The organism is Cupriavidus necator A5-1, from assembly GCF_000744095.1.
Classification (GTDB): domain Bacteria; phylum Pseudomonadota; class Gammaproteobacteria; order Burkholderiales; family Burkholderiaceae; genus Cupriavidus; species Cupriavidus necator_A.
In genome coordinates this window covers 1,988,513-2,004,296 of record NZ_JQLI01000001.1, presented here as the reverse complement: position 1 = coordinate 2,004,296, position 15,784 = coordinate 1,988,513, and the positions used below count along the sequence as shown (strand labels likewise).

The window sequence follows — 15,784 nt, the reverse complement described above, 5'->3', positions numbered from 1 at the left end:
GGGCTAGCTCAGCCTTCCACGCCTACGATCACGCTCGACGCCTTGAAGACCGCCGCCGCCGGCTTGCCGACGGCCAGCCCGAGCCGGTCGGCGCTGCTATTGGTGATGATGGCCGAGATCGCCAGGCCGGAATCGGCTGTAATGGTGACATCCGAATTGACGGCGCCCTTCTTGAGGTCGGTCACCTTTCCGCTGATCGCGTTGCGCGCCGACACCTTGCTGACATCGATATCCACCATGACGATCACCGAGGTCGCCTTGACCATGGCAACCGCCTTCTTGCCCTGGGTCAGCCCAAGGCGCGCTGCGCTTTCGCTGGTCACCGTGGCAACAATCTCCCGGCCACCGGCCAGGCGTAGCGTGACCTCGTCGTTGACCGCGCCATGCCTGGCCTCGGAGACTTCACCCGAAAACTGGTTACGTGCACTGGTGATCACTTCGCTCTCCTTCTTGGTTGTTTGAGCTGTTCGCGGGCGTTCCCTTTCATTGCGTGGCTTCAGTCTCCAGGGCGTCGCCTTTCCTGGCGCCATCGTCAGGGAAATTGTAGAGGTGCGTGTTGTCCGCAGTTTCCCCGATCCTTGTGCCGCTTGGTCGGAACACCAGGCGGCGACGGAAATTCTCGCTGTCCGACCTGGCGCTCTGCTGGGCAAGTTCGGCTGCCTCCGTGTAGGACTTTGGGCGCTTGTCCTTCTCAATCTCAAGCAGCAACGTCTGCTCGTTCACCCGCACGCTGTACTTGCCCAGGTTGTAGAGAAGATACATGGCGAAGAGATTGTCGAAGTCCTCGTAGGCGCCCGCTTCCCGGCGGAAGTCCCGGGACAAGACCGAGGGGAAGCGATTGGGCAAGTCCTTGAAGGCCACCTTTTCATCCTCGTGAGGATCCACATAGGTCGAGCCACCGTACTTCTTGTACAGCACCACGTCGATGCCGTAGCCGCGCCCGCCCCACTCCTTGATGAGCTTCATCGCCATCTCGGTAGGAATATTGGCCGTGGCGGCTGCGACCACCCGCCGTCCGGACAGGAACCTGGCGCTGGTGACCTCCAGGTCCTTGTAGCCAGCGCCAAACTTGAATGCGGCCCCGATGGTTTTGGCGCAGTTGAGGCGCAAGTAGTCGTACTTGATTGCGCCGCTGTGGTACTCGGTATTCCTGGCCTGCCGGTGATAGTCGTCATTGATGCGTCTGAAGTAAGCCTCCAGGGCCTGCTTGTCACTGGCCGGTACGCCGTACACGCGCACGCCGATGACCGAACGCTTGTAGATCTCGCCGAAATCGAGGCCAAACGAGGCCGTCTCCGCGACCGAGGAGACCGTCTTGAACAAATACTCCTTCTTCGGGATGCCAACCATCAGATCCGTGGTGTAGAAGCCGCTCTCGTGCTTGCGTTTGCGGTCGGCATAATAGTTGGCCGAATAGACCAGATCGTCGCCAGGCACACCGTCACGGATAGCCAGAGCGAAATGCCCGGCCGACCCGCCCTTGGAAGTGCCGAAACTGATCAGCAACTCCAGATCATAGGGATCCTCGCGAAGGAGATCAGAAATCTGGTCGATGTTGGCGGGCTCGGCGCCGCCCTTGCTGCCGAAGTCGGCGGCGACCGCCAGCTTTGACAACAGGACGGCTATCACTAGGAACCAGGTCGCCAGCCTCAATCTCATTGCTCCTTGCGCGCCCCCCGGATGACTGACGGCCGTTGAACGATGGCGAGCCGCCATCCAGGCGGAAACCGTCGATCATCGCTTCCCTGGCGGGCAAGCGTCAGTGCTCAAGCCCCTGAATGCCGGAGCTTGAATTGCCAGGCTGTCCCCTGATCGCGGCCAGTTTGACGTACAGCGTGCTCCTGGAAATCCCCAGCGTGCGTGCGGCCATGGACATATTCCCATGGGCATTCGCGATCGCATCGAGTATCGCGTGTCTCTCCATTTCCTCAAGACGACCGGATGAAACAGGTATTGACGTTGAGCTTGATATGCCAAGCGGGTTGTTGGCCATCTGTGCGATGGTCGGGGGCAGCAGAGACGTATCGATGATGTCGCCTTCGCTGAGCGCGAACATAACCTCGAAGACATTCTGCAGTTCACGTATGTTGCCCGGCCAATGATAGCTCAGAAGCGCCTGGGGCACGGCTGGCTCAAGCTGCTTGGGCGCACAGCCATACTTGCGTGCCAGTTTGCTGTTGAGATGCTCGATGATTGCCTCGATATCGCCAGGTCGATCGCGCAGCGGCGGTAGCAGCAGGCTGACGACGCAGAGGCGGTGGTACAGGTCTTCGCGGAAGCGCCCGGCGGCGATCTCCTTCTGCAGATCGCGGTTAGTGGCTGCGACGATGCGCACCGAAACGCGCCGTTCGCGGGTATCGCCCAGGCGGACCACAACGCCATCCTGCAGCACGCGCAGCAGGTGGGGCTGCATTTCAAGCGGCATCTCGCCGACCTCGTCCAGAAACAGCGTACCGCCGTCGGCCTGCTCGAACTTGCCCGCCAGGCCACCACGGCGGGCGCCTGTAAAGGCGCCATCGGTATAGCCGAAGAGTTCGCTGGCCAGCAGTTCACGGGTGAAAGCGCCGCAGTTGACGGCAATGAACGGACCCTCGGGGCGATTTCCCGCCCGATGCAGCGCCCGGGCAAAGAGTTCCTTCCCGGCTCCGGTCTCGGCCAGCAGCAGTACCGGCAGATCGAGAGGGGCGATACGGCGCGCGCGTGCCTTGGTCGCCTCCAGCGCCTCGCTTGTCCCGATGATCTCGCCAAACGCATCATTGGCTGCCATCGGTGCTCTGGCCGTTGGCAGCGATACGGCGGGTCGATGCTGGCGCGCCCCGAGCGGGATCACCAGCATCGTACCCAGCATGCCGTCATGGTCCTTGACCGGGTGCAGCCATTCGGATCGCAGCCATTGCGGGCGTTGGCAGCACCGGTCGATATCGGGCAGTGCCAGGTCGAGTCCTGGCACCTGCCCGCCAACTTCGCAGGGCAGCCGCACGTCATAGCTCTCCCGCGCCGCCTGCGCATTGCCGTTGGTACGGACAATGCGCCCGCGGCTGTCGACGAGCACAACGTAGTCGCTGGCGTAACGGATGAAATGATCGATCGATCGGGTCAGCAACCGCTCGTGCAGGGCAACATTGCGGCGGGCCAGTTCGCATTCGATCTGGCTGGCGGCAGCCACCACCAGGCCCAGGGTGTGGCCATGGAAAGTCTCCTTGACGCCGGATACATCCACCACGCCCAGCAGGCTGCGACCAAAGGGGTCAAAAATGGGAGCCGCAGCGCAGGTCCAGCGCTTGACGTCCAGGCAGAAATGCTCGTTGGCATGGATCTGAACCGGCGCGGCGGTGGCGATCGCCGTGCCGATGGCATTGGTACCGATGACGTCCTCATTCCAGCAGCCACCGGTGGCCAGGTTGATCCTCTCACCGACGCTGCGCGCCCTGGTCTCGCCATTGAGCTGCAGAATGGTGCCGCCCGGGTCGCAGAGCATAATGAGGGTACCGCATTCCCGCAGGATCTCGCGCAGGCCCTCGAGTGCCGGACGCGCGGCATCGCACAGATCCCGGCTCTGCCGCTGCAACTGGCGGACATGTTCGGCGGCTGCGCCCGGTGCGGAGTGCTTGGCGGGATCAACAGCCTCGGACCGACACCGCTGCCAGGATGCGAGGACAACGCTTCGCACCCCCTTCGCTTCCAGGGGTTGGTCCTGCAGAAAACGCTCCCAAGCCGACGCCACGACCAGTTCGTCGCCGATGCGGGGGATCAGGGCGCCGAAATGTGAAGATGGCATGGGGCGATCACTATCCGTTGACTGCAGTAACCGTAAGCCCGTGCTATCCCCAAGTCAACAATCTCTTTCAGATCAATAATTTGTGCTCCGCACCAAAGCAACCGGAAGGTGTCCGGTTTCCGGCCAGCGCGGCTTCAGGTGTCCGGAAACCGGACAGCGACATTGGCTTTTTCCGATGCCCCAGGGCAACGGGTTCAGGCAGCGGATTGCGTTGAATCCCCGAACGTCCCCCACTCGAATCCGAATCGGGAAACTGCTCGCACCACCGGCACGCTTCGCGAGGCTCTGAGCGCGAGCGGCCTGATAGCGTTGCGGCAGGCAGCCAGCACATCGTTTGCCCAGGACTTCCAGACGTCGATCTGCTCGCTGCGGCTCTCGCCATATAAGCACCACATACAGAAGTGCTCACAGTTGTTGGAAATCAGGCGATAGCGATCCTCGCCGAGGCGGGAGTAGGCGCGCTGGACGGCTTCCATCCCAGCGAAGCTGGCGCCGGGGCTTTGCCGGACCCGCACCGGACGCCCCTGCGCGAATTCCGCGAGCGTCACCTCATGCACCGGGCCCCGACGCAGTGACCGCGACAAACCCGCGTAGTGCACGACCTTGCCGCTCCCCGCATAGACGCCATGATGCGTGTAGCCAAGGCGATCGGTGACGAGATGGGCTCCGATCGCCAGGTCCGTGTCGGCAATCCCTTCGACAATCAGGCGCCTTGTTATCGTTGAATCTTTCATGAGCTTCACCACGTTTCGCTGCCATTCGCATGGAACCAGCGCACAGGGCATGCCAGCGCAGCAAGCGATCTGCGTGGCGGACCACAGGAAAGCCAAAGTCCATCGCAGCAGCGACAGGCAAGCGCCCTTCCCCACGCCCGGCGCGACCCGCGCCGGGCAATCGTCAATGCGGCCACGGCTGATGCCGGTGCTTGCCTGAGGACAACCGCATCGAATTACTGGCCAGAGGGCGTCCGATTCCCGGACACCGCTGCGCAGGGCGTCGGGAATCCGGACAGTGACAGCAGCCCCCTGCTACCAGCGGCGTGGCCAGGGAATGCGGGCAACCCGTTGATTTCCATCGCGTATGAGGGCTGCTCACCGGTGCCTGTTTCGCTTGGCACAAGCCTTGCCACGGATGGGTCGTGGGAACTCCCACCATGACGACACCAATGACAGGAGGCAACATGCAACCGCAGTCCACCGTACAGGTGATGGGCATCGATGCTGGCGGCACGATGACCGACACATTCTTCGTGCGCTCCGATGGCCGCTTCGTGGTCGGCAAGGCGCAGAGCAATCCCGGCGACGAATCCCTTGCCATCTACAACTCTTCCGAAGACGCCCTCGCCCACTGGGAGCGGACCGTGGACGACGTCTATCCGGAGCTGGTGACTTGCGTCTATTCCGGTACGGCCATGCTCAACCGCATTCTCATGCGCAAGGGCCTTGCCGTTGGCCTCATCTGCAACCGCGGCTTTGAGCAAATCCATTCGATGGGCCGTGCGCTGCAGAGCTACCTGGGCTATGCCCTGGAGGACCGCATTCACCTGAACACCCACCGCTACGACGAGCCGCTGGTGCCCGTCTCGCGCACGCGCGGCGTCACCGAGCGTACCGACGTGCAGGGGAAGGTGGTCATCCCGCTGCGTGAAGACGAAGTCCGCCAGGCAACCCGGGAACTGGTGGAGGCCGGCTCGCAAGCCATCGTCATTTGCCTGCTGCAATCCCACAAGAACGAATCCAGCGAGCAACGCGCCCGTGACATCGTGCGCGAGGAGCTCAAAAAGCTGACGGCGGATATCCCGGTCTTCGCCTCGGTGGACTATTACCCGTCGCGCAAGGAGAGCCACAGGATGAATACCACCATCCTCGAGGCTTACGGCGCGGAGCCTTCGCGGCAGACCCTGAAGAAGGTCAGCGATCGCTTCAAGAAGCACGGTGCCAGGTTCGACCTGCGGGGCGGCGTCATCGGCTCCAAGCTGTTGGGTGAGTACCTGGGCGACGAGAACATTGCCTGCTCCGACATCGGCGGCACCAGCTTTGACGTGGCCTTGATCACCAAGGGCAATTTCGCCATCAAGTCCGACCCCGACATGGCCCGCTTGGTGCTCTCCCTGCCCCTGGTGGCAATGGACTCAGTCGGCGCCGGCGCCGGCAGCTTCGTTCGCCTCGACCCTTACAGCAAGTCGATCAAGCTTGGCCCCGACAGCGCCGGCTACCGCGTCGGCACCTGCTGGCCGGAAAGCGGCCTCGACACGGTGTCCGTTTCCGACTGCCACGTCGTGCTCGGCTACCTGAACCCGGAGAACTTCCTGGGCGGTGCCATCAAGCTCGACGTGCAGCGCGCCCGCGACCACATCAAGGCGCAGATCGCCGACCCGCTCGGCCTGTCGGTCGAGGATGCCGCCGCCGGCGTCATCGAGCTGCTCGATCTCACGCTCTCCGAGTACCTGCGCGCCAACATCAGTGCCAAGGGCTACAACCCGGCGGAATTCACCTGCTTCTCCTACGGCGGCGCCGGCCCGGTGCACACCTACGGCTACACCGGGGGCGTCGGCTTCAAGGACGTCGTCGTGCCGGCCTGGGCAGCCGGCTTCTCGGCTTTCGGCTGCGCCTGCGCCGACTTCGAGTACCGCTACGACAAGTCAGTGGACCTTGGTGTCGCCCAGCACGCCCCCGACGCCGACAAGGAAGCCGCCTGCAAGAGCCTGCAGGAAGCCTGGTCTGAACTGGCAGTCAAGGTCATCGACGAATTCGTCCTCAACGGCTACAAGCCCGAGGACGTGCTGCTGATCCCCGGCTACAAGATGCAGTACATGGGCCAGCTAAATGACCTCGAGATCGTCTCGCCGGTGACCAGCGCCGCCACCGCCGCCGACTGGAACCAGATCGTCGAGGCCTTCGAGAACACCTACGGCCGCGTCTACGCGAGCTCCGCCCGCTCGCCGGAACTGGGCTTCTCGATCACCGGCGCCATCCTGCGCGGCACCGTCGTGACCCAAAAGCCCGTGCTGCCGGAAGACCCGGATGCCGGCCCGACGCCGCCCAGCGAAGCATATCTTGGCACCCGTCCCTTCTACCGCCACAAGAAGTGGGTGGATGCCGCGCTCTGGAAGATGGAAGCCCTTAAGGCCGGCAATCATATCGTGGGTCCCGCCATCATCGAATCCGACGCCACGACCTTCGTCGTGCCCGACGGCTTCGAAACCACGATCGACAAGCACCGCCTGTTCCATCTCAAGGAAGTGAAGTAAGGAGACCCGCCATGAACATGATGAGCAATAAAGAAATCGGCTTCGCCGACCTGCTGCAGAACGGCCAGACGCTCAAGCAGCACCGCGACGGCATCATCGAGCGCACCAAGGCCACCGGCCACTACAACGGCCTCGAGAAGCTGGAATTCCGGGACAGCGACCCGATCGGCTACGAGAAGCTGTTCTCCAAGCTGCGCGGCGGCCTGGTGCACGCCCGCGAAACCGCCAAGAAGATCGCCGCCAGCCCCATCGTCGAGCAAGAAGGCGAACTCTGCTTCACGCTCTACAACGCCGCAGGCGACTGCGTCCTGACCTCGACCGGGATCATCATCCACGTCGGCACCATGGGCGCGGCGATCAAGTACATGATCGAGAACAACTGGGAAGCCAACCCCGGCATCAACCCCGGCGACATGTTCACGACCAATGACTGTGCCATCGGCAATGTCCACCCCTGCGACATCGCCACCATCGTGCCGATCTTCTGGGAACGCCAGCTGATCGGCTGGGTCGGCGGCGTCACGCACGTGATCGACACCGGCTCGGTGACTCCGGGCTCAATGTCAACCGGCCAGACCCAGCGCTTCGGCGACGGCTACATGATCACCTGCCGCAAGACCGGGGTGAATGACGAGCCGCTGCGCGACTGGCTGCACGAGTCCCAGCGCTCAGTGCGCACGCCCAAGTATTGGATCCTCGACGAAAAGACCCGCATCGCCGGCTGCCACATGATCCGCGACCTGGTGGAAGAGGTGATTCGTGCCGACGGCATCGAGGCCTACGAGAAGTTTACCTACGAGGTCATCGAAGAAGGCCGCCGCGGACTGCAGAGCCGTATCAAGGCCATGACCCTGCCGGGCAAGTACCGCAAGGTCTCCTTTGTCGACGTGCCTTACAAGCATGACGACGTGCAGGTCTCCAACGCCTTCGCCAAGCTCGATTCCATCATGCACTCGCCGGTGGAGATGACCATCAAGCCGGACGGCAAGTGGCGCCTCGACTTCGAGGGCGCAAGCCGCTGGGGCTGGCACACCTTCAACGCCCACCAGGTGGCATTCACTTCCGGGATCTGGGTGATGATGTGCCAGACCCTGGTGCCCACCCAGCGCATCAACGATGGTGCGTACTTCGCCACCGAGTTCCGCTTGCCAAAGGGCACCTGGTGCAACCCGGATGACCGCCGCACCGGCCATGCCTACGCCTGGCACTTCCTGGTCTCCGGCTGGGCGGCGCTGTGGCGCGGTCTTTCACAGTCCTATTTCAGTCGTGGCTATCTGGAAGAGGTCAACGCCGGTAACGCCAACACCTCCAACTGGCTGCAAGGTGGCGGCATCAACCAGGACGGCGAGATCCACGCGGTCAACAGCTTCGAGGCCAGTTCCTGCGGCACCGGCGCCTGCGCCGTCAAGGATGGCCTGAACCACGCCGCCGCCATCTGGAACCCGGAAGGCGACATGGGGGACATCGAGATCTGGGAGATGGCCGAGCCACTGCTCTACCTCGGCCGGAACGTCAAGGCCAACTCCGGCGGCTACGGCAAGTACCGCGGCGGTTGCGGCTTCGAGACGCTGCGCATGGTGTGGAACGCCCAGGACTGGACCATGTTCTTCATGGGCAATGGCTTCATGAACAGCGACTGGGGCATGATGGGCGGCTATCCCTCAGCCACCGGCTACCGCTTTGAGGCACACAAGACGGGCCTGGACAAGCGTATCGCCATCGGCGACTCCCTGCCCTTGGGCGGCGACATCGATCCGGGCAACCCGGACTTCGAGCGCCACATCGATGCCACTGCCGTGGTCAAGCGTGACAAGCAGTGCATCACCACCGAGGACTGCTACGCCAACCACGACCTCTACCTCAACTACCTGCGCGGTGGTCCGGGCTTTGGCGACCCGATCGACCGGGATCCGAAGGCTATCGAGGCGGACCTCAACCAGAAGTTCCTGCTGCCGGAATATGCGCAGAAGGTCTACGGCGCTGTCTTCACCCAGGATGCCAAGGGCGTGTTCACGGTGGATGCAGCCAAGACCCAGGCCCGCCGTGCCGGGATCCGCAAGGAACGCCTCGCCCGAGCCCTGCCGACCCGCGAATGGATGAAGGAAGAGCGCGAACGCATCCTCAACAAGCACGCGTCCGTCCAGGTGCAACACATGTTCGCCACCAGCTTTGCCCTGTCCGAGAAGTTCACCCGGGAGTTCAAGGAATTCTGGAATCTCCCCGCGGACTGGCAGGTACTGGAGGAGGAGCTGGGCGTGCCTTCTTACGGCGCCAAGCACCGGATGGACCTTTCCCTGCTGCCCGACGTCACCACCGTCGTCCAGGTCGAAGAGTAATCACCGCATCAAGGAGTCAAACAATGTCTGCCTACACCAACGAACAGGTCGCCCACCTCGTCGAAGGCTCCCTGGACTGGGAAACCACCTTCCGCATGCTCTCGATGCCCAAGGATGACGGTCGATTCGAGCAGTACCTGGCGGCCCTGCAGGCCAAGGTGAGCTTCCCGGACCGCATCGTGCTTCCGCTCGGCCCGCACATGCATATCGTGCAATCGGCCAGGACCAGGAAGTGGGTGGTCAAGTGCGATTGCGGCCACGAGTTCTGCGACTACCGCGAGAACTGGAAACTGCATGCCTCGATCTACGTGCGCGACACGCAGGAGGCGATGACCGAGGTCTATCCCAAACTGATGGCCCCGGATACCCAGTGGCAGGTCTATCGCGAGTACTACTGCCCGGCGTGCGGCACCATGCACGACGTCGAGGCGCCCACCCCGTGGTATCCCGTGATCCACGACTTCGAGCCGGACATCGAGGCCTTTTATAAGGAATGGGTGCACCTGCCGGTGCCGGAGCGTGCTCCGGACTGATCGTCGGGTCAAGCGAGTGGCGGGCAGGTATTGCCTCAGTAAGCCCTATGCAAGCGCCACGTTGGCGCTTGCATGAAAGGCCTGACGCCCACACAGGAAGGGGCTCCGGGGACTCGCGCCCCCGGAGCCAGGCGCACTTATCCGAGAATCCTGTGAAGCGGCTGACTATTCCCCGGCACCTCGCCATTCACGCCATCTGCACTGCTTGCGCGTTGTCGCTTGCCGCCGCGCGGCCGGTTCGATACTGATCCAGCAGTTCGGCGCGCCTCACCGCCGCCTTCCGCATGGACGCTTCCTTGACGTGTCCAAAGCCACGGATATCGTCAGGGAGGCCCGCGAGCTGGATGGCGGTGTCCAGTCGGTCGGCGGACAGCGTGCGCGTGAACTCTTCAATCAGCGCCAGGTACTCATCCACCAGCCTGCGTTCCGCGCGACGCTCCTCCGTCCTGCCAAACGGGTCGAGCTTCGTTCCGCGGAGCCACTTCATCCGGGCGAGGAGCCTGAACAAGGTCATGGTCGACGGGCCAAAGCGCTTCTTTCGAGGCTGCCCCTGGGCGCCCCTGCTCAATGCTGGCGGCGCCAGCCAGAAGCTGAGCTGATAATCACGGCCGGGCTCGCCTTCGAACTGCGCACGCAGCTTGTCCTGGAATGCAGGATCCGCATAAAGGCGAGCCACTTCGTACTCGTCCTTGTAGGCCATCAGCTTGGCCAGGTTCCGCGCTACCGCCTCGGTCAGGGGCCGCTTACGGCCGCTCGCGAGCCGGTCCTCGGTCTCGCGAATCCGGTCGACCGCGTTGCGATACGTCCTTGCGTAGGCAGCGTTCTGGTACTCGGTCAAAAGGCTTTGCCGCCGGCGAACCAGCGCGTCCAGCGTTTCGGGAATGCCGACCACCTTCTGTCGGGCCCCAGTGCCAACCTGCGCACGTACCTGCTCTTCACCCAGGTGCGCGAGCATCCGCCCCCAGGTGAAGGCCTGCTTGTTCTTGTCGACAGACACGCCGTTCAGCTCGATCGCGCGCATCAGGCTCTCCAGCACCAGCGGTACCCACCCCTGCTGCCAGGCAAACCCCAGCAGCAGCGGGTTGGAATAGATGGCATCGCCAAGCAGCGTCAGGGCCCAGTCGTTGGCGTCCAGGAACTTGCAGGCATCCCCTACGCTCCCCCTGATATCTTGCTCCGCGGAGGTTCCGGGGAACGTCCATTTCGGGTTGGAGAGAAACTCGGCGGTCGGCGTGCGCGCACTGTTGATGGCGGCGCTGGTCCGGCCATGCTGCACCTTGGACAGGACTTCCGCGGATGCCGATACGATCGCGTCACAACCGATCACCAGCCTTGCCTCGCCTGTGGCGATGCGCGTGGCATGCAGAGCGTCAGGCGTGCGGGCGATCTGGACATGGCTGAGCACGGCGCCACCCTTCTGGGCAAGGCCGGCCATGTCAAGCACGGTCACGCCCTTGCGTTCCAGGTGAGCGGCCATCCCGAGCAGCCCGCCGATCGTGACCACGCCAGTACCCCCGACACCCGTCACCAGGATCCCGTAAGCACCATTGACCTCCGGGATCCGCGGAAGCGGGAGCTCACCGCCCGCGCCGCCGCTTTCCTTGCCGAGCGTGCCAGGCTTGCGCAGCTGCGCCCCTTCCGCCGTCACGAAGCTTGGGCAGAAGCCGTTCACGCAGGAGAAATCCTTGTTGCACGACGACTGGTTGATGGCGCGCTTCGTGCCCACCGGCGTTTCCAGCGGCTCGACCGACAGGCAGTTCGACTTGACCGAGCAGTCGCCGCACCCTTCGCAAACGGCATCGTTGATAAACGCCCGCCGTGCGGGATCCGGGTACTTGCCCTGCTTCCGTCGACGGCGTTTTTCGGTGGCGCATGTCTGATCGTAGATCAGGATCGTGACGCCCTCCACCTCCCGCAGCCCGCGCTGTACCGCATCCAGCTCGTCGCGATGCAATACCTTGACGTCCGCCGGCAGCATCTCGCCGTTGCCATACTTCTCCGGCTCGTCGGTCACGACAACGATCTCCCGAACCGATTCGGCCCTTACCTGGTGGGCGATCTGCGGCACCGTCAGGACGCCGTCGACAGGCTGACCGCCGGTCATCGCGACCGCGTCGTTAAAGAGGATCTTGTAGGTGATGGTCGCCTTGGCCGCCACGGCGGCACGGATCGCCAGCAGGCCGGAATGGAAGTAAGTCCCATCACCTAGATTGACGAAGACATGCTTCTCCCGGGTGAAATGCATCTGGCCGACCCAGGCCACGCCCTCTCCGCCCATCTGGCTGAAGGTGTCGGTATTCCGGTCCATCCACATCGCCATGTAGTGACAGCCAATGCCGGCCATCGCGCGCGAGCCTTCCGGCACACGGGTGGACGTATTGTGCGGACAGCCGGAACAGAACCACGGCTTGCGCTCGACCGCCAGCCGGGGCCGCGACGCTTCCCGCTCCTTTTCCTGGAGGATGGCGATGCGCGAGGCGATCCGGCTGCGCACTTCCGCCGGCATCTCGAACCCTTCCAGGCGCCTGGCGATGGCCTTGGCGATCAGGGCCGGCGACAGCTCATAGTGAGCGGGCAGCAGCCACTGGCCTTGCGGCACCGACCACTCCCCGCCCTGGTTGTCCCGTTCGTCGAATTTGCCGAAGATCTTGGGGCGCACGTCCTCGCGCCAGTTGTACAGCTCCTCCTTGAGGGCGTACTCGAGAATCTGGCGCTTCTCCTCGACAACCAGGATCTCTTCCAGCCCGGTCGCAAACTCGCGCGCATCCTGGGCATCGAGCGGCCAGACGCAGCCGACCTTGAACAGCCTGATGCCGAGCTGGCGGCAGGTATCGTCATCCAGGCCGAGATCAAGCAATGCCTGGCGAACGTCGAGATACGCCTTGCCTGCGGCCATGATGCCGAAGCGGGGCTTGTCCGGGTCCAGCACAACCTGGTTCAGCTTGTTCGCGCGGATATAGGCCAGCGCCGCGTACAGCTTGTGGTCCAGCAGCCTGGCTTCCTGTGCCAGCGGGGAATCCGGCCAGCGGATGTTCAGGCCCTCTGCCGGCATGGAGAAATCGGTCGGCAGCACCACCTGGACCCGGTCTGGGTCGATCTCGACCGAGGAAGTCGATTCGACGATATCGGTCACGCACTTCATCGCCACCCACAGGCCGGAGTAGCGGCTCATCGCCCAGCCGTGCAGGCCATAGTCCAGATACTCCTGCACGGTGGAAGGATAGAGAACGGGAATGCCAGCCGACAGCAGCACGTGCTCGGACTGGTGCGCAACCGACGACGACTTCGCGGCATGGTCGTCTCCCGCGAGCACGAGGACGCCGCCGTGCTCCGCCGAGCCCGCGGCATTGGCGTGCTTCAGCACGTCCATCGACCGGTCCACACCCGGCCCCTTGCCGTACCACATCGAGAAGACGCCGTCGCGGGTGGCGTCGGGAAACAGGTTCAGCTGCTGCGTGCCCCAGACCGCGGTGGCAGCCAGGTCTTCGTTGATGCCCGGCTGGAACACCACGTCGCTGCCGGCAAGATGCTGCTTGGCCTTCCATAGCGCCATGTCGAGGGCGCCCAGCGGCGACCCACGATAGCCTGAGATATAGCCGGCAGTATTGAGCCCCGCCGCGCGATCGCGTTCCTTCTGCAGCAGCGGCAAACGCACCAGCGCCTGGGTTCCGCTGAGGTACACGCGGCCCTTGGGCAGCGTGTATTTGTCGTCCAGGCTTGCCTCGGCGAGGGTATCGATCAACGCCTGCTTGGATTCGGGGGAAAGAGGACTGTTCACAGACGTGGTCTCCGGTGGCGCAGCTGCTTTTATGAATATGTCGAGCCAGTGTAGAAAGCGTCTGACCTATCGTAAAATCACAATTTCAGACAACAGGTATCCGATTTCCATATGTCTACGCCAAAGCGCGATCCCCGCTCCGGCAGCCGGAAAAAACCAGCCCCGGAAAGTGCATTGCCAGCGGCAAAGGAGATCACGCTGCGGCAGATGCGCTACTTCCGCGCCGCCGCCGCGACGGGGCAGTTCTCCATGGCTGCCACGGAAGAGCATGTGTCGCAGTCGGCCATTACCAATGCCGTGCTTGCGCTGGAGCAGCTGCTTGGCGTGCGCCTGTTCGACCGGCTGCCACACGGCGTGGCGCTGACGGCCGAAGGCAATCACCTCTACCAGCACGTCACGCGCATCCTTGAGTCCGTCGACGATGCGCTCAGGCAGCCGCGCATCAGGCTGGACAGGATGGCGGGCAGCGTCAGGATCGCCGCCACCTATACGGTGCTGGGGTACTTCCTGCCCGGACTGCTGGGGCGGTTCCGGAACCATTACCCCAACGTAGACCTGGACCTGCGCGACCTCCATCGCGCCGACATCGAGGAAGGCATCCTCGGCGGTGACATCGAACTCGGCATCGTGCTACTGTCGAATGTCCCGGACGTGGCGCGGTTTTCCCATCGCTCGTTGATCCGGTCGCGCCGCCAGCTGTGGGCGGCACCGGGGCATCCGCTGCTTGCGGGGGACGCACCATCACTGCGGCAGGTCGCGGAGTTTCCGTACATCCTGCTGACGGTCGACGAAGGCGAGGCCTCCACGTTGCGGTACTGGCGGTCGAAGCGGCTGGCCCCGAACGTGGCATTCCGCACCACGTCGATGGAGGCCCTGCGCGGCCTCGTCGCGCATGGCTTCGGGATTACGGTACTGTCGGATATGGTGTTCCGTCCGTGGTCCCTGGAAGGCAAGGAGATCGAAGCCAGGCCGCTGTCCGCGGCCATCCCGGACATGGAAGTTGGCTTGCTCTGGCGCAAGGATGCGGAACTGAGCCCCGCGGCGGCGGCGCTGCGGGACTTCCTGATTTACGCATGCGGTCGTTGAGGCCGGGTCGCCAAGCGTCTCAGTTCAGCGTGGCGCCTGCCTGCTTCACGATCCGCGCGTGCTTGTCCAGCTCGCTCTTGAAGAACGGCACTGCCGCCTCGGCACCGGTTGCGGTCACGACCACGCCTTGCCCCGCCAGGTGTTCCTGGACGTCGCGCTCCTGCAGCGTGGCTTTGATCTTCGACTGCAGCTCCGATACGCTCTGCTTCGGCATCCCTGCAGGACCGACAATCGCGAGCCACGCGTCGAAGCTGTAGCGGGGAAGCCCCGACTCCGCAAGCGTCGGCACATCGGGCAGCGTCGGGACACGCTGCGCGGTGGACACGGCAATGGCCTTGAGCTTGCCGGCCTTGATCAGCGGCAAGACGGCCTGCACCGTGAGAAACCCGAGTTGTACCTGACCACCGATCAGGTCGGTGGTGTAGTTGCCCGCCCCCTTGTATGGCACGTGCCGGATATCGACCTTCGCTTCACTGGCAAAGAGTTGCCCGGCCAGGTGCAGGACAGTGCCGTTCCCGGATGAGCCGTAGTTCAGCTCACCCGGCTTCGACTTCAGCAGGGCGATCAGCTCTTTTGCCGTATTCGCACTCACCGCCGGATTGACGACAAGCACCAGCGGCAGCGTGCCGATGACCGTGATCGGGGTAATGTCCTTCAGCGAGTCATAGGGCAGGTTCTTGTAGATAAACGGGTTGATGACGTGGTTTGACGAGATCAAGCCCAGGGTCGACCCGTCTTTCGGCGCCCTGACGATTTGCTGGGTACCTGGCACACCGCCGGCGCCGGCAATATTCTCGACCACCACCGAGTGCCCAAGATTCTTCCCAAGGGACTGGCTCAGCGCGCGCGCCACGGCGTCGGCCTGCGAACCTGGCTGGGTCGGAACAATGAGCCTGAGCGGCTTCGAATCCGTGGCTTGCGCGTGGGCGGGTACATTCAGGCCGCCGCAGACGGCAAGGGTTGTCAGGGCGGCAAGCGCGTTGCACGCCTGTCGAAACAGCGAAGTCGGCATTCCTTGTCTCC

The 15,784-nt window shown here is 63.5% G+C and carries 10 protein-coding genes; 4 read left to right on the top strand and 6 right to left on the bottom strand.

The genetic code is table 11. The features are described 5' to 3' along the window. Positions 1 to 8: 8 nt before the first annotated feature. The 4 genes from K307_RS08860 to K307_RS08845 all read right to left on the bottom strand — a co-directional run bounded on the left by K307_RS08860 (position 9) and on the right by K307_RS08845 (position 4,512). A complete protein-coding gene (locus tag K307_RS08860; protein ID WP_042877624.1) occupies positions 9 to 437 on the bottom strand; it encodes a TOBE domain-containing protein in 429 nt (142 codons plus the stop codon). Between the two features lie 46 nt (positions 438 to 483). Next, positions 484 to 1,653: a hypothetical protein gene (locus K307_RS08855; protein ID WP_042877623.1), complete on the bottom strand. Its 1,170-nt coding sequence runs from the start codon at positions 1,651 to 1,653 to the stop codon at positions 484 to 486. A gap of 106 nt (positions 1,654 to 1,759) precedes the next feature. Then, positions 1,760 to 3,778, bottom strand: coding sequence for a sigma-54-dependent Fis family transcriptional regulator (locus K307_RS08850; RefSeq protein WP_042877622.1), 2,019 nt, complete (start codon positions 3,776 to 3,778; stop codon positions 1,760 to 1,762). A 194-nt stretch (positions 3,779 to 3,972) separates the two neighbouring features. Continuing rightward, positions 3,973 to 4,512, bottom strand: coding sequence for a lecithin retinol acyltransferase family protein (locus K307_RS08845; protein ID WP_063771669.1), 540 nt, complete (start codon positions 4,510 to 4,512; stop codon positions 3,973 to 3,975). Positions 4,513 to 4,958: 446 nt separating this feature from the next. Here K307_RS08845 and K307_RS08835 point away from each other — a divergent pair, with 446 nt between their 5' ends. The 3 genes from K307_RS08835 to K307_RS08825 are packed head-to-tail and all read left to right on the top strand — an operon-like array spanning position 4,959 to position 9,897. Beyond that, positions 4,959 to 7,028, top strand: coding sequence for a hydantoinase/oxoprolinase family protein (locus tag K307_RS08835; RefSeq protein WP_042877620.1), 2,070 nt, complete (start codon positions 4,959 to 4,961; stop codon positions 7,026 to 7,028). An 11-nt stretch (positions 7,029 to 7,039) separates the two neighbouring features. Beyond that, a complete protein-coding gene (locus K307_RS08830) occupies positions 7,040 to 9,364 on the top strand; it encodes a hydantoinase B/oxoprolinase family protein (protein WP_042877141.1) in 2,325 nt (774 codons plus the stop codon). A gap of 23 nt (positions 9,365 to 9,387) precedes the next feature. Next, positions 9,388 to 9,897: an acetone carboxylase subunit gamma gene (locus K307_RS08825; protein ID WP_042877619.1), complete on the top strand. Its 510-nt coding sequence runs from the start codon at positions 9,388 to 9,390 to the stop codon at positions 9,895 to 9,897. A 187-nt stretch (positions 9,898 to 10,084) separates the two neighbouring features. Here the strand turns inward: K307_RS08825 and K307_RS08820 are convergent, their stop codons facing one another. Continuing rightward, positions 10,085 to 13,675 carry an indolepyruvate ferredoxin oxidoreductase family protein gene (locus tag K307_RS08820; protein WP_042877618.1) on the bottom strand — a complete coding sequence of 1,197 codons (3,591 nt, stop codon included), beginning with the start codon at positions 13,673 to 13,675 and terminating at the stop codon, positions 10,085 to 10,087. Positions 13,676 to 13,882: 207 nt separating this feature from the next. Here K307_RS08820 and K307_RS08815 point away from each other — a divergent pair, with 207 nt between their 5' ends. Next, positions 13,883 to 14,761, top strand: coding sequence for a LysR substrate-binding domain-containing protein (locus K307_RS08815; RefSeq protein WP_042881671.1), 879 nt, complete (start codon positions 13,883 to 13,885; stop codon positions 14,759 to 14,761). A 19-nt stretch (positions 14,762 to 14,780) separates the two neighbouring features. Here the strand turns inward: K307_RS08815 and K307_RS08810 are convergent, their stop codons facing one another. After that, on the bottom strand, positions 14,781 to 15,773 hold the full coding sequence (locus K307_RS08810) for a Bug family tripartite tricarboxylate transporter substrate binding protein (RefSeq protein WP_042877617.1): 993 nt from the start codon (positions 15,771 to 15,773) through the stop codon (positions 14,781 to 14,783). Positions 15,774 to 15,784 lie beyond the last annotated feature (11 nt).